This window comes from Enterobacter cloacae complex sp. 6730903 (genome assembly GCF_048283985.1).
GTDB lineage: Bacteria > Pseudomonadota > Gammaproteobacteria > Enterobacterales > Enterobacteriaceae > Enterobacter > Enterobacter hormaechei_C.
Genome location: NZ_JBLVXX010000063.1, coordinates 1 through 19,284, shown reverse-complemented (window position 1 = coordinate 19,284; position 19,284 = coordinate 1). Strand labels below are relative to the sequence as shown.

The window sequence follows — 19,284 nt, the reverse complement described above, 5'->3', positions numbered from 1 at the left end:
CTCGGAGATGTGTATAAGAGACAGAAGCATCACTCCGTATTTTCTTAAAATAAACCGCAGCAATTAACGGGTTAACCGTCTTTTTCGGATTAAACTCAGATTCAGAATTTGAGATAACTAACAGACATCAGGAATTATCCGATAAAAAAATGCCGGCATATCGCCGGCATTGTTCATGACATATTTATTACGCACGCCAGGCTTTATAACGGTTAATCAGACCATTGGTGGAGCTGTCGTGGCTGTCGATCGCTTTATCGTCACCCAGTTCTGGCAGAATGCGGTTTGCCAGCTGTTTGCCCAGCTCAACGCCCCACTGGTCAAAGGTGAAGATGTTCAGAATAGCGCCCTGAGTGAAGATTTTGTGCTCGTAGAGGGCAATCAGCGCACCCAGGCTGAACGGCGTGATTTCGCGCAGCAGAATGGAGTTAGTTGGACGGTTGCCTTCGAACACTTTGAACGGCACAACGTGCTCCAGCGTAGCCGGATCTTTACCCTGGTCACGGTACTCCTGCTCAACCACCTCGCGGGATTTACCGAACGCCAGCGCTTCGGTCTGGGCGAAGAAGTTAGACAGCAGCTTCGGATGGTGGTCGGACAGCGGGTTATGCGTAATCGCCGGGGCGATGAAATCGCACGGTACCATTTTGGTGCCCTGGTGGATCAGCTGGTAGAACGCGTGCTGACCGTTGGTGCCCGGCTCGCCCCAGATGATTGGGCCAGTCTGGTAATCCACCGCGTTGCCGTTACGGTCAACGTACTTGCCGTTGGATTCCATGTTGCCCTGCTGGAAGTAGGCCGCAAAGCGGTGCATGTACTGGTCGTACGGCAGAATCGCTTCGGTTTCAGCGCCGAAGAAGTTGTTGTACCAGATCCCGATCAGCGCCAGCAGCACCGGCAGGTTTTTCTCAGGCGCGGTGGTGGAGAAGTGTTTGTCCATCGCGTGCGCGCCGGAGAGCAGCTCAACGAAGTTGTCGAAGCCCACGGACAGGATGATGGACAGACCGATCGCAGACCACAGTGAGTAGCGGCCGCCCACCCAGTCCCAGAACTCAAACATGTTCGCGGTATCAATACCGAACTCACCCACCGCTTTACCGTTGGTGGACAGCGCCGCAAAGTGTTTCGCCACGTGCTTTTCGTCGCCCGCGGTTTTCAGGAACCAGTCGCGCGCGCTGTGGGCGTTGGTCATGGTTTCCTGAGTGGTGAAGGTTTTAGACGCCACCAGGAACAGCGTGGTTTCCGGGTTCACCTTTTTCAGCACTTCAGCGATGTGAGTCCCATCGACGTTGGACACGAAGTGCATGTTGAGGTGGTTTTTGTACGGGCGCAGCGCCTCGGTCACCATGAACGGGCCGAGATCAGAGCCGCCGATACCGATGTTTACGACGTCGGTGATCGCTTTGCCGGTGTAGCCTTTCCAGCTACCTGAGATGATCGCTTCAGAGAAAGTTTTCATCTTTTCCAGCACCGCGTTCACTTCCGGCATTACATCTTTGCCGTCAACGATAATTGGCGTATTGCTACGGTTACGCAGGGCCACGTGCAGCACGGCACGGTCTTCGGTGCGGTTGATTTTCTCACCGGAGAACATGGATTTGATGGCATCTGCCAGCTCAGTCTCTTTCGCCAGATCTTGCAGCTTCGCCAGCGTCTCTTCGGTGATACGGTTCTTGGAGAAATCCACCAGCATCAGGTCATCGAAGGTGGCGGAAAACTTGCTGAAACGATCGGCATCTTTCGCGAACAGTTCCGCGATGGTGACGTCTTTCATTTCATCAAAATGTTTCTGTAGTGCCTGCCATGCAGCGGTCTGCGTTGGGTTGATGTTTTTCATAGCAATACTCTTCTGATTTGAGAATTGTGACTGCGGTCGATTGTAGCGCCTGCAAATAAAAATTGTGATGGTTTTTATGCCATTGCCCTGGTCTGCATCAAACGCAGGTGAAAAGACCCGAAAAGTATAGCTGCTGTCGCGCCCTTCCGGCGTGGCGAAATGTTGGTCAAAAAGGGGGAAAAAGGAGCATAAAATATGGGCCTGTTATAAGTCCTGTTTCTGAGGGGTACCCCCCCATGAAAAATCCGCATAATCCCAGCATTGACAGGACCTCCCCCGCATTTTATTTATAGGGCCGTATTTTGCGCCTGCACCTGTTCTCGCTTCATTCTTGTGCCAAGGTCGCTCTATTCATTCCCTGACACGAGGTTGTTATGACGAGTTTTGTGGTCGCCAAGTTTGGCGGCACCAGTGTGGCAGACTACGATGCCATGAACCGCAGCGCCGATGTGGTGCTGGCCGATCCGAATACCCGCCTGGTGGTGCTCTCCGCCTCAGCCGGCGTGACGAACCTGCTGGTTTCTCTGTCTGAAGGACTGGAAGCGACCGAGCGTTTCGTGAAGCTGGATGCACTGCGCAAAATTCAGTTCGACATTCTTGAGCGTCTGCAAAACCCGAACGTCATTCGTGAGGAAGTGGAACGCCTGCTGGAAAATATCACCACCCTGGCTGAAGCCGCGTCGCTGGCCACCTCCAGCGCACTGACCGATGAACTGGTCAGCCACGGCGAACTGATGTCCACCCTGCTGTTCGTTGAGATCATGCGCGAGCGCAATATTCAGGCGCAGTGGTTCGACGTGCGTAAAGTGATGCGCACCAGCGACCGCTTTGGCCGCGCCGAGCCGGACGTGGAAGTCCTGGCAGAGCTGACCAACCAGCAGCTTGCCCCGCGCCTGGATGAAGGCATAGTGATCACCCAGGGCTTTATCGGCAGCGAAGCCAAAGGGCGCACAACCACGCTGGGCCGTGGCGGTAGCGACTACACCGCCGCCCTGCTGGGCGAAGCCCTGCACGCCACCCGCGTGGATATCTGGACGGACGTGCCGGGTATTTACACCACCGACCCGCGGGTGGTCTCTGCGGCAAAACGTATTGACGTGATCGCCTTTGAAGAAGCGGCTGAAATGGCGACTTTCGGTGCGAAAGTGCTGCACCCGGCCACCCTGCTGCCCGCCGTGCGCAGTGACATTCCGGTCTTCGTTGGCTCCAGTAAAGATCCAAAGGCGGGCGGGACGCTGGTCTGCAAGAAAACCGAGAACCCGCCGCTGTTCCGCGCGCTGGCCCTGCGTCGTAAGCAGACGCTGGTTACCCTGCACAGCCATAATATGCTGCACTCCCGTGGATTCCTGGCGGAAGTGTTTGGCATCCTGGCGCGCCACAATATCTCCGTGGACCTGATCACCACGTCAGAAGTCAGCATCGCGCTGACGCTCGACACCACCGGCTCCACATCTACCGGCGACACCCTGCTGACGCAGTCGCTGCTGATTGAGCTGTCCGAGTTGTGCCGCGTGGAGGTGGAAGAAGATCTGGCGCTGGTGGCCATCATCGGTAATAAGCTTTCGCGCGCGTGCGGCGTGGGAAAAGAGGTGTTCGGCGTGCTCGACCCGTTCAATATCCGCATGATTTGCTACGGCGCGTCCAGCTACAACCTCTGCTTCCTGGTCCCTGCCGATCAGGCCGAGCAGGTCGTGCAGAAACTTCATCAGAATTTGTTTGAATAAAATTCGTTAGCACGTTAAACAATATCGATAAGCCGGGCACAGACCCGGCTTTTTTATAACAAAACAACACGACAATACTGCAAGGAATTCACTATGCTCTCCGCTATCACCCGGCTGTTCCCGTTATGGGCGCTGCTGCTCTCTGTACTCGCGTATTACACTCCCACCACGTTCACGGGCATTGGTCCGTGGGTCACTACGCTACTGATGCTGATTATGTTCGGCATGGGCGTGCATCTGAAAATTGATGATTTCAAACGTGTGCTGTCTCGTCCGGCGCCGGTTGCCGCAGGGATTTTCCTGCACTACCTGGTGATGCCGCTCGCGGCCTGGCTGCTGGCGATGGCCTTTAAGATGCCGCCCGACCTTTCCGCCGGAATGGTGCTGGTGGGGAGCGTCGCCAGCGGCACGGCATCTAACGTCATGATCTATCTGGCGAAAGGCGACGTGGCGCTCTCCGTCACTATCTCGTCCGTTTCCACGCTGGTGGGCGTGATTGCCACGCCGCTGTTAACCCGCCTGTACGTGGACGCGCATATCCAGGTGGACGTGATGGGCATGCTGCTCAGCATCCTGCAAATCGTGGTGATCCCAATTGCGCTGGGGCTGGTGATCCACCATCTCTTCCCGCGGGTGGTGAAAGCGGTTGAGCCGTATCTGCCCGCGTTTTCGATGGTCTGCATTCTGGCCATTATCAGCGCCGTGGTAGCCGGTTCCGCATCGCACATTGCTTCGGTGGGCTTTGTGGTGATCGTAGCGGTTGTGCTGCATAACACAATTGGTCTGCTGGGCGGTTACTGGGGCGGGAAGCTGTTTGGCTTTGACGAATCCACCTGCCGCACGCTGGCGATCGAAGTGGGGATGCAGAACTCCGGCCTGGCAGCGGCGCTGGGTAAAATTTACTTCTCACCGCTGGCAGCGCTACCGGGGGCGCTGTTCTCCGTCTGGCATAACCTGTCCGGTTCGCTGTTAGCAGGGTACTGGTCCGGTAAGCCGATTGATGACCAACCGAAAAAAGATGCGGTGAAACAGGGTTAATTGACCCGGCTTGCTTTACACTGAAGCCTCCCCATCAGGAGGCTTCAGCAATGGCTACACCACGTTTGACCCAGAAAGACATGACGGAAGCCGAGCAGCGCGAACTGAAAACGCTACTCGACCGCGCCCGCATCGCGCATGGCCGCACGCTGACGAACGCCGAAACTAATCAGGTTAAAAAAGAGTACATCGATAAACTGATGGCGCAACGTGATGCCGCGGCGAAAAAAGCCCGCAAGCTGAAAAAAGAGCAGGCGTATAAACCCGATGCAGAGGCGACCTTCTCCTGGTCCGCCAGCACATCAACCCGTGGAAGGCGCTAATCAGCGCCCTTTCTTTTTGCGCCCCGGCTGGGTAAAGCGTTTTCCGTTGCCCGGCTTGCCTCGCCCTTTCTCTTCCGCCTGCGGCGCCTTCACCACCGGACGCTTAATCGCCTGCGTTTTCGGTTTCGCTTTAGCTTTCGGCTTCGCTTCGGACGAGGAGTTTTCGATAAGCTTGAACAACTCGATCAGCTCGTCATCCGTTAAGTCACGCCACTCGCCCAGCGGGATCCCGGACAGGCTGACGTTCATGATGCGCGTGCGTTCCAGCTTCGTCACTTCATAACCGAAGTACTCGCACATACGGCGGATCTGGCGGTTCAGGCCCTGCACCAGCGTGATACGAAACGCGAACGGCGCCTCTTTTCGGACTTTGCACTTCTTCGTCACGGTACCGAGGATCGGCACGCCTGCGCCCATCCCGCGGATGAACTCGTCCGTGACCGGCTTGTTCACCGTAACGATGTACTCTTTCTCGTGGTCGTTACCGGCACGCAGAATTTTGTTCACCAGATCGCCGTGATTAGTCAGGAAAATTAACCCCTGAGAGTCCTTATCCAGGCGACCAATCGGGAAGATACGGCTGCTGTGGTTCACGAAATCAACGATGTTGTCCCGCTCGCCATCTTCCGTGGTGCTGACAATCCCAACCGGTTTGTTCAACGCGATAAACACCAGGTCTTCGGCATCACGCGGTTCGATGACCTGACCATTCACTTTCACCACATCGCCAGGTACCACCTGATCGCCAATGGTGGCGCGTTTGCCGTTAAGAAACACGTTACCCTGTTCAATGTAACGGTCAGCCTCGCGACGTGAGCAGATCCCGCTCTCGCTAATGTATTTGTTTAATCGGGTTGATTGAGTTGGCAGCATAGTTTCTCCTGTGAAGGGCGAAATATACCTTACCTTGCGCCTGACAAAAAAGTCCTAGTAACCGCTGATCAGAAAATCGAGTGCATCCCGCAATGAAGCACTGCTGTTAGTAAGATCGGCAACGCGTTCACCTAACTCTTTTGAAGAGATGCCTGACAGCATATGCATCATGACAACGCAGGACTTACCCGCGATTTCAACGACAGGGCACACTTTCGCAGGCGGACGAATGCCGCCCAACTGGCTTAATTCAACGGCGGGAGCAACCAGTACATGTTTCATCACATTAGCAACAGGGTGCTGCATATTAATAAGCCATGGATATGCTTTTTTCCCATTACCTTCATTCGCATAAGCAAAATATTGCTCCATCAGAATGACCTCTGAAAGTCACTAAAGGAGCCGTTTTCATCAACCCACTGGTTGATGGCCTCTATAGCCGCTTTATTTTCTGCTAACCACTCTGCGCGCTGATGCGCACGAAACTGCTCCTGTAGAGCGGCCGTGAGTACAGCAGAGAGATTGAGCTTAAGACGTCGCGCTTCTTCAAGAATTTCTGGTGCTAACGAAACATTGACTGATTTTTTAATGCCATTAGTAGTGCGCATGATAACCCCCATTGGAATGCGCATGAATTGGCGAAGTGTAGCGTAATAAACGAGCATTTTCTATTCCCTTAAAAATGTAAGGCCTTAAGAATGAATTGCTCTTTAGAAGGTGTCACGCCTCACAAAAGGGTTTTGCGAGGCGCTTTCAGAGATTAATACTCATCCCGCTCGTCGTCTTCATCCGGCTGCTCCATCACGCTGTACGCCACTGCACAGAACAACGAGTTCAGGCGCTTCATATCCCCCAGCAGCCCCAGGTGCAGGGAGCTGGTCTCGATACTCTGCACGTTCTGCTGGTGCAGACGCTCAACGTGGGCGTGCGAGTAGCGGCGATTAAGGATGCGGAAACGATGCTTGTTGCGGCGCAGGCGGCGCGCGCTCGGCACGTCGCTGGAGAAGAAGACCGACATCGCCAGCTTCAGGTTGCTGACCAGCTGTTCGTGCAGCGCTTCCAGCTCTTTCAGCCCTTCCACAGAAAACGCCCGACGTGCGGCCAGGGATTTGTCCGCGATTTCACTGCCCATACGCTCGACAATATCCGAAGCCTGCTCCAGGTTAAGCGACATCTCGATGATTTCCGCCCAGCGGCGGGATTCCTCTTCCGCCAGCTCGTCCTGGGGGATCCGCGCCAGATAGAGCTTGATGGCGGTATACAGCACGTTGATATCGTCCGCCAGCCTGCGCAGCTCTTTTTCTTCGCGCGGCTCGCCGTGCATCACCTTTTGCAGCCCTTCCAGCATGGTTTCCATCGCGTCGCCCATGCGCAACGTTTCGCGGGCGGCATTGGCGATTGCCAGCGCAGGAGTATCCAGCACCGAGGTGTCCAGATGCTTCGGTTTAAGGCGCGCGTCCAGCTCCGGTTCATCACGAATAAGCCGCTCGCAGAAGCGGGCCATCGGCGCGGCAAACGGCACCATCGCCAGACAGCGCACCAGGTTGTAGAAGACGTGGAAGTAGATCACCAGCTCCGCTTTCGGCAGAGAGAGATTATCCATCAGGTTCGCCAGCGGGTGCACAAACGGCAGAATGATCAGGCTACCCACCAGCTTAAACAGTAAACTCCCCAGCGCCACCCGGCGGGCGGCAGCGTTGGCGGCGCTGTTGTTGAGCATCGCCAGCAGGCCAGAGCCGAGGTTGGCACCGATCACCAGGCACAGCGCCACCGGGAAGGAAATTACCCCTGCGGCGGTTAAGGTCGCCGTCAGCAGGACCGCTGCCAGGCTGGAGTAGCTGACGATGGCAAATACCGCGCCGATCAGCGCATCCAGCATAATGTCGCCGGTTAACGAGGCGAAGATGACCTGCACACCGTTGGCCTGGGTGATCGGCGTGACAGCCTGCACAATCAGCTCCAGCGCCAGCAGGATCAGTCCGAGGCCAATACCGACGCGGCCAAGCTGCCCGGCACGGCTTTGCTTACGGCCGAGGAAGAAAATGACGCCGATAAAAATCAGCAGCGGGGACAGCCAGGAGAGATCGAACGTCAGGATACGCGCCATCAGCGCGGTACCGACGTCGGCGCCAAGGACAATCACCAGCGCCGGGGCGAGCGCCACCAGATCCTGCGCCACGAACGAGGTGACGAGCATGGTGGTGGCGTTGCTGCTTTGCACCAGCGCCGTGACGCCAATGCCCGCGCAGAAGGCGAGCGGCTTCTTCTCAACGCTGCCGCTGAGAACGGTACGTAAACGTGCGCCAAACACGCGCATCACGCCGGTCCGAACGATATGAGTGCCCCATACCAGCAGTGCGACTGCGGAGAGCAGGTGTAACAACGTCAACACGGTAGGCATTCCTCCTTATCGTTATTCGTTTTCCTGAGGTTCAGTATAAGGGTTTAAACGTAAGAAAGAGACAGGGCACCATAGTGGTGCCCTGTTTGTTGTAAGGAAAAGTGACGTTAGTCTGCGTCGTAGCCCAAATTCGGCGCCAGCCAGCGTTCCACCTCTGACACGCTCATGCCTTTACGCAGAGCGTAATCCTCAATCTGATCGCGCTGTAGCTGCGCCACGGCGAAGTACTTGCTGTCCGGGTGGCTGAAATACCAGCCCGAGACGGACGCGCCCGGCCACATGGCGAACGACTCGGTGAGTTTCATGCCCGTATGCGCTTCGACGTCCAGCAGTTTCCAGATAGTGCCCTTCTCGGTGTGTTCCGGGCAGGCCGGATACCCCGGCGCCGGACGAATGCCCTGGTAGTTTTCGCGGATCAGCTCCTCGTTGCTGAGGTTCTCATTCGCCGCGTAGCCCCAGTACACCTTACGTACGCGCTCGTGGAGGTACTCAGCAAAGGCTTCCGCCAGGCGGTCGGCGATCGCTTTCACCATGATTTTGTTGTAATCATCGTGCTGCGCGTCGTACGCATCCGCCAGCGCGTCTTCTTCCAGACCGCCGGTTACGGCAAACGCGCCGATATAGTCGGCTTTACCGGAGAGTTTCGGTGCGACGAAATCCGCCAGGCAGTAGTTGGCAAAGCCCACTTTCTCAGTTTGCTGGCGCAGGTGGTGGCTCACGGCCAGTACGTGGGTGCGGGTTTCATCGCGGTAGATTTCCACGTCGTCGCCCACGCGGTTCGCCGGGAACAGCCCCACCACGCCGCGCGGATTAAGGGCTTTCTCTGCGCTCAGCCTATCGAGCATGTCGTTAGCATCTTTAAACAGGCGCTTCGCCTCTTCGCCCACCACCTCATCTTCAAGAATGCGCGGATATTTGCCCGCCAGCGACCAGGTCATGAAGAACGGCGTCCAGTCGATGTAGTTACGCAGCGTTTCGATGCTGGCCGTCACGTCCTGCACGCCCAGACGGTGTACGACCGGCGGCGTATAGCTGGACCAGTCGAACGCCAGATCGTTATCGCGCGCCGCCTGAAGCGAAACCGGCGGCGTGCGCGGTTTCTTACGTCCATGCTGAATGCGGACGGTTTCATACTCTTTGCGGGTGCGGGCGACAAAGTCATCGCGCTGGGTGTCGGACAGCAGCGCGGAGACCACGCCCACGGTGCGCGAGGCGTTTTGAACATACACCGTCGGCCCACTGTAGTTCTGCTCGATTTTCACCGCCGTGTGGGCTTTCGAGGTGGTTGCCCCGCCAATCAGCAGTGGAATGGTAAAGCCCTGGCGCTCCATCTCTTTTGCCACGTTGACCATTTCGTCCAGCGAAGGCGTAATCAGCCCGGAAAGACCAATCAGATCCGCATTCACTTCGCGCGCGGTCCTGAGGATTTTATCCGCCGGGACCATCACGCCAAGGTCGATAATTTCGTAGTTATTACACTGCAACACCACGCCAACGATGTTTTTGCCGATGTCGTGTACGTCACCCTTCACGGTGGCGATGACCATTTTACCGTTACTGGAGCCCTTCTCTTTGCTGGCTTCGATAAAGGGTTCCAGATACGCCACCGCCTGCTTCATGACGCGGGCGGATTTCACCACCTGCGGCAGGAACATTTTGCCCTCGCCGAACAGATCGCCGACCACGTTCATGCCGTCCATCAGCGGCCCTTCGATCACTTCAATCGGACGGGCGGCCTGCTGACGCGCTTCCTCGGTATCCTGCTCGATAAACTCGGTAATGCCTTTTACCAGCGAGTATTCCAGACGCTTATTCACATCCCAGGAGCGCCATTCGGCCTGTTGAACGTTGGCTGATTCGTCAGATTTACTGCCGCGGTATTTTTCCGCCAGTTCCAGCATGCGTTCAGTGGCGTCGTCACGACGATTGAGGATCACGTCTTCTACAGCGTCGCGCAGCTCGGCTGGCAGATCGTCGTAAATTGCCAGCTGGCCGGCGTTGACGATCCCCATGTCCATCCCGTTGCGGATGGCGTAGTAAAGGAACACGGCGTGGATCGCCTCACGCACCGGGTCGTTGCCGCGGAACGAGAACGAGACGTTCGACACGCCGCCGGAGATCAGCGCATGCGGTAGCTCGCGTTTAATGTCTTCACACGCGCCGATGAAGTCCTGAGCGTAGTTGTTGTGCTCTTCGATGCCGGTCGCAACGGCGAAGATGTTCGGGTCGAAGATGATGTCTTCCGGCGGGAAGCCCACCTCTTCGGTCAAAATTTTGTACGCGCGGCGGCAAATCTCAATTTTGCGTTCGCGGGTATCGGCCTGGCCCACTTCATCGAAGGCCATCACCACCACGGCGGCCCCGTAGCGACGCACCAGCTTCGCGTGGTGGATAAAGGTATCGACGCCCTCTTTCATCGAGATGGAGTTAACGATGCCTTTGCCCTGAATGCACTTCAGCCCTTTTTCGATGACTTCCCATTTGGAAGAGTCAATCATGATCGGCACGCGGGCGATATCCGGCTCACCGGCAATCAGGTTGAGAAAACGCACCATTGCCGCTTCGGCATCGAGCATCCCCTCGTCCATGTTGATATCGATGATCTGCGCGCCGCTTTCTACCTGCTGGCGAGCAACGTCCAGCGCTTCGCTGTACTTCTCTTCTTTGATCAGGCGCTTGAACTTCGCGGAACCGGTGACGTTTGTACGTTCACCCACGTTCACAAACAGGCTGTCGTCGCCGATATTGAGCGGCTCCAGGCCGGACAGACGACAGGCTACCGGAAGCTCGGGCAGCTTGCGCGGTGGAAGCCCGGCGACGGCGCGGCTCATGGCGGCGATATGCTCCGGCGTGGTGCCGCAGCAGCCGCCGACGATGTTGAGGAAGCCTGATTCGGCCCATTCGCGGATTTGCGCCGCCATGGTGTCGGCATCCAGATCGTACTCCCCGAAGGCATTGGGCAGACCGGCATTCGGGTGGGCGGTGACGTAGCACTCTGCGATGCGCGAAAGCTCCTGCACGTACTGGCGCAATTCGTCCGGCCCCAGCGCGCAGTTCAGGCCGAAGGAGAGCGCGTCGGCGTGGCGCAGGGAGTTATAAAACGCTTCGGTTGTCTGGCCGGAAAGTGTGCGCCCCGAGGCATCGGTGATGGTGCCGGAAATCATGATCGGCAGGTCGACGCCCAGCGCCTCGAACTCCTCTTTCACCGCATAGATCGCGGCTTTGGCGTTGAGGGTGTCGAATACGGTTTCAATGAGGATCAGGTCGGAGCCGCCTTCCACCAGCGCTTTAGTGGACTCACGATACGCGGCCACCAGCTGGTCAAAGGTGATGTTCCGAAACGCCGGGTCGTTGACGTCCGGTGAAATAGAGGCGGTGCGGTTGGTCGGGCCAAGCACCCCGGCCACGTAGCGCGGCTTGTCCGGCGTGCGGGCCGTCCATTCGTCGGCGCAGGCGCGCGCCAGCTTCGCCGCTTCAAAGTTGATCTCCGCCGACAGGGATTCCATCTGGTAATCCGCCATGGCGATGGTTGTCGAGTTGAAGGTGTTGGTTTCTACAATATCCGCACCCGCTTCGAAGTAAGCGTTGTGGATATCTCTGATGACAGATGGTTTGCTTAACACCAGCAGGTCATTGTTCCCTTTCAGGTCACAAGGCCAGTCGGCAAAGCGCTCGCCGCGGAAATCGTCTTCACTCAGACGATAGCCCTGGATCATGGTGCCCATGCCGCCGTCCAGCACCAGAATTCGTTCATTTAACTGCGCACGCAGTTGCTCTACTTTGCTGCTCACACTTGCTCCCGACAACGCTCAACATGGCCAAAAGGCTGCGTTCCATACTGGCATAATCTCGCAGGGTCGAAAAGTCACACAGCGGTAACATGAGACATGTTCACTATCACTCCTCCGATCAGTCAGGAAAGCGGTTGCAAAACCACCAAATAAAACGAAAATGATTTCCACGATACAGAAAAAGGAGTTCGTCATGGTTACGACCGTTCCCGCTAAACGCGGCAGAAAACCTGCTGCAACCACCGCTGCACAACCTGGCGGACAGGTTCAATCCCTGACGCGCGGCCTGAAGCTGCTGGAATGGATAGCCGAATCGCATGGTAGCGTGGCCCTGACGGAGCTGGCGCAACAGGCTGGCCTGCCGAACTCCACCACGCACCGTCTGCTGACCACCATGCAGCAACTGGGCTTCGTGCGTCAGGTGGGCGAGCTGGGACACTGGGCGGTGGGCGCGCATGCGTTTATTGTCGGCAGCAGCTTCCTGCAAAGCCGTAACCTGCTGGCGATTGTCCACCCGATTCTGCGCAAGCTGATGGAGGAGTCCGGCGAGACGGTAAACCTGGCCGTACTGGATCAGAGCGATCACCAGGCGATTATCATCGACCAGGTGCAGTGCACGCAGCTGATGCGCATGTCCGCGCCGATTGGCGGCAAGCTGCCGATGCATGCCTCTGGCGCAGGGAAAGCGTTTCTCTCGCAGCTGAGCGAAGAGCAGGTAACGGGGCTGCTGCACCGTAAAGGTCTGCACGCCTACACCCACGCCACGCTGGTGTCGCCGGTGCATCTGAAAGAAGATCTGGCTTTAACCCGCAAGCGCGGCTATTCGTTCGATGACGAAGAACATGCGCTCGGTCTGCGCTGCCTCGCGTCCTGTATATTCGACGAGCATCGCGAGCCGTTTGCCGCTATCTCCATCTCCGGGCCGATTTCACGTATAACCGACGACCGCGTCACCGAGCTGGGCGCGATGGTGATTAAGGCGGCGAAAGAGGTGACGCTGGCGTACGGTGGGATTCGCTAAACGTGCATTGCCGCCTGATGCCCTCACCCCGGCCCTCTCCCACAGGGAGAGGGAGAAAAGCGGATGCAAAACCGCTGCTTACGGCGGTAAGCGTAGACATCTTCCACATGCCCATTTTTGATCCGCGTTTGCAGCCCGCGCCAGTAGCTGGCGCGGAACAGATCGGCATGCATCTCTTCGAATAGCGGCCCGATGCGTGGGTCGGCACACAGCCAGTGGCGAAACTCCTCCGGAAACACATCGCCCGGCGATACGCTGTACCACGGCTCGCTGGACAGTTCATCTTCCGGGTAGCGCGGCGGCGGGATATCGCGGAAGTTCACCTCGGTCATGTAGCAAATTTCATCGTAATCGTAGAACACCACCCGCCCGTGACGGGTGACGCCGAAGTTTTTAAACAGCATGTCGCCGGGGAAAATATTGGCGGCGGCAAGCTGGCGAATCGCATTGCCGTACTCTTCAATGGCGTCTCGTAAAGCCTGGCCTTCGGACTGCTCCAGCCAGATATTTAGCGGCACCATCCGGCGCTCGATATAGAGATGGCTAATCGCAATCTTATCGCCAAGATCGGTAATTTTCGTCGGCGCTTCCTGCATTAGCAGTGACATCAGCGCCGGATCGATCTGCTGCTTATCCAGCACAAAGTTTTCAAATTCCTGGGTATCCGCCATGCGCCCGACGCGATCGTGCTCTTTAACCAGCTGATAGCAGGCACGAACGTGCGCGGCGCTCATCTCCTTCTGCGGGGCGAATTTATCCTTAATCACCTTAAACACGCGGTCGAAGCCCGGCAGTGTGAAAACCAGCATCACCATGCCGCGAATGCCTGGCGCTTCGATAAACTGCTCATCAGCCGTGGTGACATAACGCAGATATTCCCGATAGCTTTCCGTTTTGGCATGCTTCTGACAGCCAATCGCCATATACAGCTCGGCGGTGGTTTTGCCCGGCAGGATCTCGCGCAGCCACTCCACCAGGGCGGCAGGCAGTGGGGCATAGACCATGAAATAGGAACGGGCGAAGCCAAATACGATACTGGCCTCAGCGCTGGTAGTCAGGCAGGTATCGACAAACAGTTCGCCGTCGTCGGTACGGTGAATGGGCAGCAGAAACGGCACGATGGCTGTCGGCGTAACCAGTTTGCCCACCAGCCAGGCGGCCTTATTCCGGTAGAAAAGCTCGTTGGCAACCTGCAAATGGCTGCGGCTGAGCACCGCCTCGCCGAAGGTTTCACTGAGATACGCGTAGATATAGCCGATATCCCGGGGTTTATTCTCCCACGGCAGACGCAGCGGCAAATCCGTTAAGACGCGGTGCAGGAGCTTTTCCCAGCCGCGATCGGGAAAGAAATCTTTCGCCAGCGGACGCGGAATGGTACGAAAGCGGCGCTCCGGCTGAGAGCTGAAGATAAATAACCGCTCAGGAGATAATGAGCGGTGGTCAAATAACCGACAATAGACGGAGTTGAAAAAGCTCTCCGCAATCTCGAAGCGCGGGTAGTCGGGTAACAGATGGGTGTAGTGCTCTTTCACGCGCAGTAAAAATTCCGCATCCGGGCTTTTACCGTCGGTAATACAGCGCAGCTGTTCCACCACCAGACCTACGTGGTGATCATAAAGATGGATACGCTGCTTCATGGCCTGCTGAACCGCATGCCAGTCGGCGTGCTCAAAACGCTGTTGCGCGCCGGAGGTGACTTCCAGAAAACGGCCATACTGGGCATCGAAGCCCTGCAAAATAGTTTGGGCAATCAGTAATTCCAGACCACGCGACATATATTCCCCCTCACCCCAACCCTCTCCCCGAGGGGGGAGAGGGGGAAAAGATTAGAACTGTGCTTCTTCCGTCGAGCCCGTTAATGCCGTGACGGAGGAGGCCCCGCCCTGAATAATCGTGGTCACATTATCGAAGTAGCCGGTTCCCACTTCCTGCTGGTGCGAAACGAAGGTATATCCCTCTTTGCCCGCCGCAAATTCTGGCTGCTGTACCTTCTCAACATAGTGCTTCATGCCTTCGCCCTGCGCGTAGGCGTGCGCCAGGTCGAACATGTTGAACCACATGCTGTGGATACCCGCCAGGGTGATGAACTGGTACTTGTAGCCCATATCTGACAATTGCTGCTGGAAGCTGGCGATGGTCGTATCGTCCAGATTCTTTTGCCAGTTGAAGGACGGCGAACAGTTATAGGCCAGCAGCTTGCCCGGATACTTCGCATGAATCGCATCGGCAAAGCGCTTCGCCAGCGCCAGATCCGGCGTGGAGGTTTCACACCAGACCAGGTCAGCGTAAGGGGCATACGCCAGGCCGCGGCTGATCGCCTGTTCAATACCGGCATGCGTGCGATAGAACCCTTCGCTGGTACGTTCGCCGGTAATGAATTCGCTGTCATACGGGTCGCAGTCAGAGGTGATCAGGTCCGCCGCGTCCGCATCGGTACGGGCAATCACCAGCGTCGGCACGCCGAGCACGTCAGCAGCCAGACGCGCAGCAACCAGCTTCTGGATCGCTTCCTGGGTTGGCACCAGCACTTTCCCGCCCATATGCCCGCACTTCTTCACCGACGCCAGCTGATCTTCAAAGTGTACGGCCGCTGCACCGGCCTCAATCATCGATTTCATCAGCTCAAAGGCGTTCAGCACGCCGCCGAAACCGGCTTCCGCATCGGCGACGATCGGCAGAAAATAGTCGATAAAACGCGGATCGTGGGGTTCGATACCCGCAGCCCACTGGATCTGATCCGCACGGCGGAAGGTATTGTTGATCCGATCCACCACCGACGGCACCGAGTTCGCCGGATAAAGAGATTGATCCGGATACATGCTGGCGGCCAGGTTAGCATCCGCCGCGACCTGCCAGCCGGAAAGATAGATAGCCTCAATGCCGGCCTTCGCCTGCTGCAATGCCTGACCGCCGGTCAGCGCGCCGAGGCTGTTGATATAGCCTTTTTTAGACCCCCCATGCAGCAGATCCCACATTTTCGCCGCGCCGTTCTGCGCCAGTGTACATTCCGGGTTAACCGAGCCGCGTAACTTCACCACTTCCTCTGCGCTGTACGGACGGCGAATGCCTTCCCAGCGCGGTTGGGTCCACTCTTTTTGTAACTCTTCGATCTGTTGGGTACGGGTTTTCATGTGCAGATGCTCCATATTGTTATGTGGTGAATTACGCCAGGAAGCGGTAGCCCGGCAGGGTCAGGAAGTCGATTAAGTCATCAGAGGTGGTGATTTGCTCCATCAGGCGTGCGGCATCGTCAAAACGCCCGCTGCTGAAGCGGTGTTCGCCCAGTTCGTCCTGGATGACCCGCATCTCTTCGGCCAGCATCTGACGGAACAGGGCTTTGGTTACCGGTTTGCCGTTGCTGAGCGTTTTTTGATGATGGATCCACTGCCAGATGGAGGTACGTGAAATTTCCGCCGTGGCGGCATCTTCCATCAGGCCGTAGATCGGAACGCAGCCATTGCCTGAGATCCATGCCTCGATGTACTGCACGGCGACGCGAATGTTGGCGCGCATCCCCTCTTCCGTGCGTTCGCCCGCACACGGCGCCAGCAACTGTTCTTCTGCGATTGGCGCATCGTCTTCACGGGTAACAAACAGCTGGTTTTTGTTGTCGCCGAGTACGCGGTTAAAGACTTCCATCGCCGTATCAGCCAGACCAGGGTGGGCAATCCACGTCCCGTCGTGGCCATTACGGGCTTCCAGCTCTTTATCGGCTTTCACCTTGTTGAGCACCTGATTGTTACGCTCTGCGTCTTTGCTCGGGATAAACGCCGCCATACCGCCCATCGCAAAGGCGCCGCGTTTGTGGCAGGTCTTAATCAGCAGGCGCGAGTAGGCGCTGAGGAACGGTTTATCCATGGTGACAACCTGACGATCCGGCAATACCCGGTCGGCATGGTTTTTCAGCGTCTTGATATAGCTGAAGATGTAATCCCAGCGTCCGCAGTTCAGGCCCACAATATGGTCACGCAGCGCATGGAGGATCTCATGCATCTGGAATACGGCAGGCAGGGTTTCAATCAGCAGCGTGGCCTTAATGGTGCCGCGCGGCAGGCTGAAGCGGTCTTCTGCGTAGCTAAAGACTTCACTCCACCACGCAGCTTCCTGCCAGGACTGGGTTTTAGGCAGATAGAAATAGGGGCCGCTGCCTTTCGCCAGCAGGTTTTTATAGTTGTGGAAGAAGTACAGCGCAAAGTCGAACAGGCTGCCCGGAATCGCTTCTCCGCGCCAGGTGACGTGTTTTTCTGGCAAATGCAGACCGCGTACACGGCAGATCAACACCGCCGGATTCGGTTTAAGCTGGTAAATTTTACCGGCTTCGTTGGTATAGCTGATGGTGCCGTTGACGGCGTCGCGCAGGTTGATCTGCCCGTCGATAACTTTCTGCCAGTCCGGCGCGAGGGAATCTTCGAAGTCCGCCATAAACACTTTGACGTTGGCATTCATGGCGTTGATCACCATTTTGCGCTCTACCGGACCGGTGATCTCTACGCGACGATCCTGTAAATCTTCAGGGATTCCGCGGATTTTCCATTCACCATGACGAATGGAAGCGGTTTCCGAAATAAACCCTGGCAACTTGCCGTTATCGATCTCCTGCTGTTGATGAATGCGCGCCGCCAGCAGTTTATTACGCTGTGGCGTAAAGCGCGTCACCAGTTCAGTCAGAAACTCTACCGCTTCCGCCGTCAAAACTTGCTGTTCTTGCTCACCATTCGGCTGGGTAAAGGTCAGTTCATCGACCGTTGTTGCCTGTTGAGTCATCGTTCTGCTCCTCATCAAAGATCTAAAATCACGCCCCCGATGCGAGCGAAAGATCGTTGTGTAGTTTTCGCTCAGCAGAATTAAGACTATCTATAATTTTTCCAAAATCAAAAACAATTTCCATTTTAATTTTAATTACAACGCAACATGATGATTAATATAGAGTTAAAGTTTTCTGGTATGTTGAACGGGATTTCGGAAATAAAAAAGGCACCCGAAGGTGCCTGATCTGAATAGCTGAAACGCTTTAGGATCGTTTAATGCAGACGATTACTCCAGCGTCGGATTCATGTGGCGCAGATCGTACGGCGTAATCTGGTAGACGTAATAGTTGAGCCAGTTGGTAAACAGCAAATTTCCGTGACTACGCCAGGTTGCCCGAGGCGTGTTTTGCGGATCGTTTTTCGGGAAATAGTTGTACGGGACATCCGGATTCAGACCCGCTTCAACGTCACGAAAATACTCTGAGGCGAGGGTATGCGGATCGTACTCAGGATGGCCAGTAACGAACGCGATGCGTTTGTCTTTACTGGCGAACAGGTAGGCATCGCCGTCTTCCGTTTCGGCCAGGATTTCCAGGTCGGTGTAATCGCGGATCAGCTGTGACGGAAAATCGGCGTAGCGAGAATGCGGGGCCAGGAAAGTGTCATCGAAACCACGCGTCAGCAGCGCATGCGGGTGAAGAATGTGGTGTTCGTATACGCCAGAAAGTTTGTCGCTGCGGGTTTGCTTGGGAATGCCATAGAGGATATTCAGTGCGGCCTGTACCGCCCAACAGACAAACAAGGTGGACGTGACGTGATCTTTTGCCCACTCCAGCACCTGCCTGATCTGTGGCCAGTAGGCAACGTCATTGAATTCCACCAGACCCAGCGGTGCGCCGGTGACGATCAGCCCATCGAAATTCTCATCGCGAATATCTTCAAAATTACAGTAGAAGTTATTCAGATGCTCAGCAGGCGTGTTGCGTGACTCACGCGCGTCAATCCGCAGCAGCTGGATATCAACCTGAAGCGGAGAGTTGGAGAGCAAACGCAGGAACTGGTTCTCCGTTTCGATCTTCTTTGGCATCAGATTAAGGATCAGCACCTTCAGCGGGCGAATTTCCTGACCAGAAGCACGCGAAGTTGTCATTACGAAGACATTCTCTTCACGCAAGAAATTGACGGCTGGTAGCTCGTCCTGCACCCGAATCGGCATAACCTTAAATCCTCACAGCATACGTATAAACGTTTAGACATCCAGACAGCTAACGATACCCAGAAACGGGGTTAATGTCGAGTCTGCAAGCGAAAGGTGAGAAAGTTTCAAGGAGGGAAAGCAGGTAGGTCGGGTATGGCTGGGCCGCCACCCGACTTTTCAGAACGCCCAAAGCAAAAAACCCCGCACCTTACGGTACGGGGTTCTTCTTAATTGATGCCTGGCAGTTCCCTACTCTCACATGGGGAGACCCCACACTACCATCGGCGCTACGGCGTTTCACTTCTGAGTTCGGCATGGGGTCAGGTGGGA

At 56.3% G+C, this 19,284-nt stretch carries 14 protein-coding genes and 1 rRNA gene; 4 read left to right on the top strand and 11 right to left on the bottom strand.

Translation table 11 applies throughout. The annotated features are described in order from the left end of the window. Positions 1–187: 187 nt before the first annotated feature. Positions 188–1,837, bottom strand: coding sequence for a glucose-6-phosphate isomerase (pgi, locus tag ACNQ0W_RS23085; RefSeq protein WP_017382613.1), 1,650 nt, complete (start codon positions 1,835–1,837; stop codon positions 188–190). A 374-nt stretch (positions 1,838–2,211) separates the two neighbouring features. On the opposite strand from pgi, the gene lysC reads away from it, so the two are divergent. From lysC to ACNQ0W_RS23070, 3 genes are all read left to right on the top strand, one after another. Then, entirely contained in the window at positions 2,212–3,561 is a 1,350-nt protein-coding gene (lysC, locus tag ACNQ0W_RS23080) for a lysine-sensitive aspartokinase 3 (RefSeq protein ID WP_045344657.1), read from the top strand. 93 nt (positions 3,562–3,654) lie between these two features. After that, positions 3,655–4,599, top strand: a complete 945-nt coding sequence (gene panS / locus ACNQ0W_RS23075; RefSeq protein WP_023295757.1) for a ketopantoate/pantoate/pantothenate transporter PanS — start codon at positions 3,655–3,657, stop codon at positions 4,597–4,599. A gap of 50 nt (positions 4,600–4,649) precedes the next feature. After that, positions 4,650–4,922: a DUF3811 domain-containing protein gene (locus ACNQ0W_RS23070; RefSeq protein WP_017382612.1), complete on the top strand. Its 273-nt coding sequence runs from the start codon at positions 4,650–4,652 to the stop codon at positions 4,920–4,922. Here ACNQ0W_RS23070 and rluF read toward each other — a convergent pair whose 3' ends face one another. From rluF to metH, 5 genes are all read right to left on the bottom strand, one after another. Next, a complete protein-coding gene (gene rluF, locus ACNQ0W_RS23065; protein ID WP_003860347.1) occupies positions 4,923–5,795 on the bottom strand; it encodes a 23S rRNA pseudouridine(2604) synthase RluF in 873 nt (290 codons plus the stop codon). A 54-nt stretch (positions 5,796–5,849) separates the two neighbouring features. After that, complete coding sequence (locus tag ACNQ0W_RS23060) at positions 5,850–6,167, bottom strand: CcdB family protein (protein WP_017382610.1); 318 nt, start codon at positions 6,165–6,167, stop codon at positions 5,850–5,852. Then, positions 6,167–6,460, bottom strand: a complete 294-nt coding sequence (locus tag ACNQ0W_RS23055; protein WP_062933773.1) for a type II toxin-antitoxin system CcdA family antitoxin — start codon at positions 6,458–6,460, stop codon at positions 6,167–6,169. The genes ACNQ0W_RS23060 and ACNQ0W_RS23055 overlap by 1 nt, the downstream gene beginning before the upstream one ends. Before the next feature lie 95 nt (positions 6,461–6,555). Continuing rightward, on the bottom strand, positions 6,556–8,187 hold the full coding sequence (locus ACNQ0W_RS23050; RefSeq protein WP_003860350.1) for a Na/Pi cotransporter family protein: 1,632 nt from the start codon (positions 8,185–8,187) through the stop codon (positions 6,556–6,558). 116 nt (positions 8,188–8,303) lie between these two features. After that, the gene (gene metH / locus ACNQ0W_RS23045) at positions 8,304–11,987 is read right to left on the bottom strand and encodes a methionine synthase (protein WP_062933774.1); all 3,684 of its coding nucleotides are present in this window, start codon (positions 11,985–11,987) and stop codon (positions 8,304–8,306) included. 193 nt (positions 11,988–12,180) lie between these two features. Between metH and iclR the strand changes: the two genes are divergently transcribed. After that, positions 12,181–13,008, top strand: a complete 828-nt coding sequence (gene iclR, locus ACNQ0W_RS23040) for a glyoxylate bypass operon transcriptional repressor IclR (protein ID WP_074135745.1) — start codon at positions 12,181–12,183, stop codon at positions 13,006–13,008. Between the two features lie 23 nt (positions 13,009–13,031). Here the strand turns inward: iclR and aceK are convergent, their stop codons facing one another. From aceK to rrf, 5 genes are all read right to left on the bottom strand, one after another. Further along, on the bottom strand, positions 13,032–14,783 hold the full coding sequence (gene aceK / locus ACNQ0W_RS23035) for a bifunctional isocitrate dehydrogenase kinase/phosphatase (protein ID WP_062933776.1): 1,752 nt from the start codon (positions 14,781–14,783) through the stop codon (positions 13,032–13,034). A 51-nt stretch (positions 14,784–14,834) separates the two neighbouring features. Then, positions 14,835–16,139, bottom strand: coding sequence for an isocitrate lyase (gene aceA, locus ACNQ0W_RS23030; RefSeq protein WP_017382606.1), 1,305 nt, complete (start codon positions 16,137–16,139; stop codon positions 14,835–14,837). Between the two features lie 31 nt (positions 16,140–16,170). After that, positions 16,171–17,772: a malate synthase A gene (gene aceB / locus ACNQ0W_RS23025; protein ID WP_017694727.1), complete on the bottom strand. Its 1,602-nt coding sequence runs from the start codon at positions 17,770–17,772 to the stop codon at positions 16,171–16,173. A 270-nt stretch (positions 17,773–18,042) separates the two neighbouring features. Continuing rightward, the gene (metA, locus tag ACNQ0W_RS23020; RefSeq protein WP_062933778.1) at positions 18,043–18,972 is read right to left on the bottom strand and encodes a homoserine O-acetyltransferase MetA; all 930 of its coding nucleotides are present in this window, start codon (positions 18,970–18,972) and stop codon (positions 18,043–18,045) included. Between the two features lie 218 nt (positions 18,973–19,190). Further along, positions 19,191–19,284: ribosomal RNA gene (gene rrf / locus ACNQ0W_RS23015) — 5S ribosomal RNA — on the bottom strand; the annotation flags it as partial.

What these genes read in the sequence shown, in the direction of transcription:
- pgi (WP_017382613.1), bottom strand. Translation starts at nt 1,837, where the DNA reads ATGAAAAACATCAACCCAACGCAGACCGCTGCATGGCAGGCACTACAG.
- lysC (WP_045344657.1), top strand. Translation starts at nt 2,212, where the DNA reads ATGACGAGTTTTGTGGTCGCCAAGTTTGGCGGCACCAGTGTGGCAGAC.
- panS (WP_023295757.1), top strand. Translation starts at nt 3,655, where the DNA reads ATGCTCTCCGCTATCACCCGGCTGTTCCCGTTATGGGCGCTGCTGCTC.
- ACNQ0W_RS23070 (WP_017382612.1), top strand. Translation starts at nt 4,650, where the DNA reads ATGGCTACACCACGTTTGACCCAGAAAGACATGACGGAAGCCGAGCAG.
- rluF (WP_003860347.1), bottom strand. Translation starts at nt 5,795, where the DNA reads ATGCTGCCAACTCAATCAACCCGATTAAACAAATACATTAGCGAGAGC.
- ACNQ0W_RS23060 (WP_017382610.1), bottom strand. Translation starts at nt 6,167, where the DNA reads ATGGAGCAATATTTTGCTTATGCGAATGAAGGTAATGGGAAAAAAGCA.
- ACNQ0W_RS23055 (WP_062933773.1), bottom strand. Translation starts at nt 6,460, where the DNA reads ATGCTCGTTTATTACGCTACACTTCGCCAATTCATGCGCATTCCAATG.
- iclR (WP_074135745.1), top strand. Translation starts at nt 12,181, where the DNA reads ATGGTTACGACCGTTCCCGCTAAACGCGGCAGAAAACCTGCTGCAACC.
- aceK (WP_062933776.1), bottom strand. Translation starts at nt 14,783, where the DNA reads ATGTCGCGTGGTCTGGAATTACTGATTGCCCAAACTATTTTGCAGGGC.
- aceA (WP_017382606.1), bottom strand. Translation starts at nt 16,139, where the DNA reads ATGAAAACCCGTACCCAACAGATCGAAGAGTTACAAAAAGAGTGGACC.
- aceB (WP_017694727.1), bottom strand. Translation starts at nt 17,772, where the DNA reads ATGACTCAACAGGCAACAACGGTCGATGAACTGACCTTTACCCAGCCG.
- metA (WP_062933778.1), bottom strand. Translation starts at nt 18,972, where the DNA reads ATGCCGATTCGGGTGCAGGACGAGCTACCAGCCGTCAATTTCTTGCGT.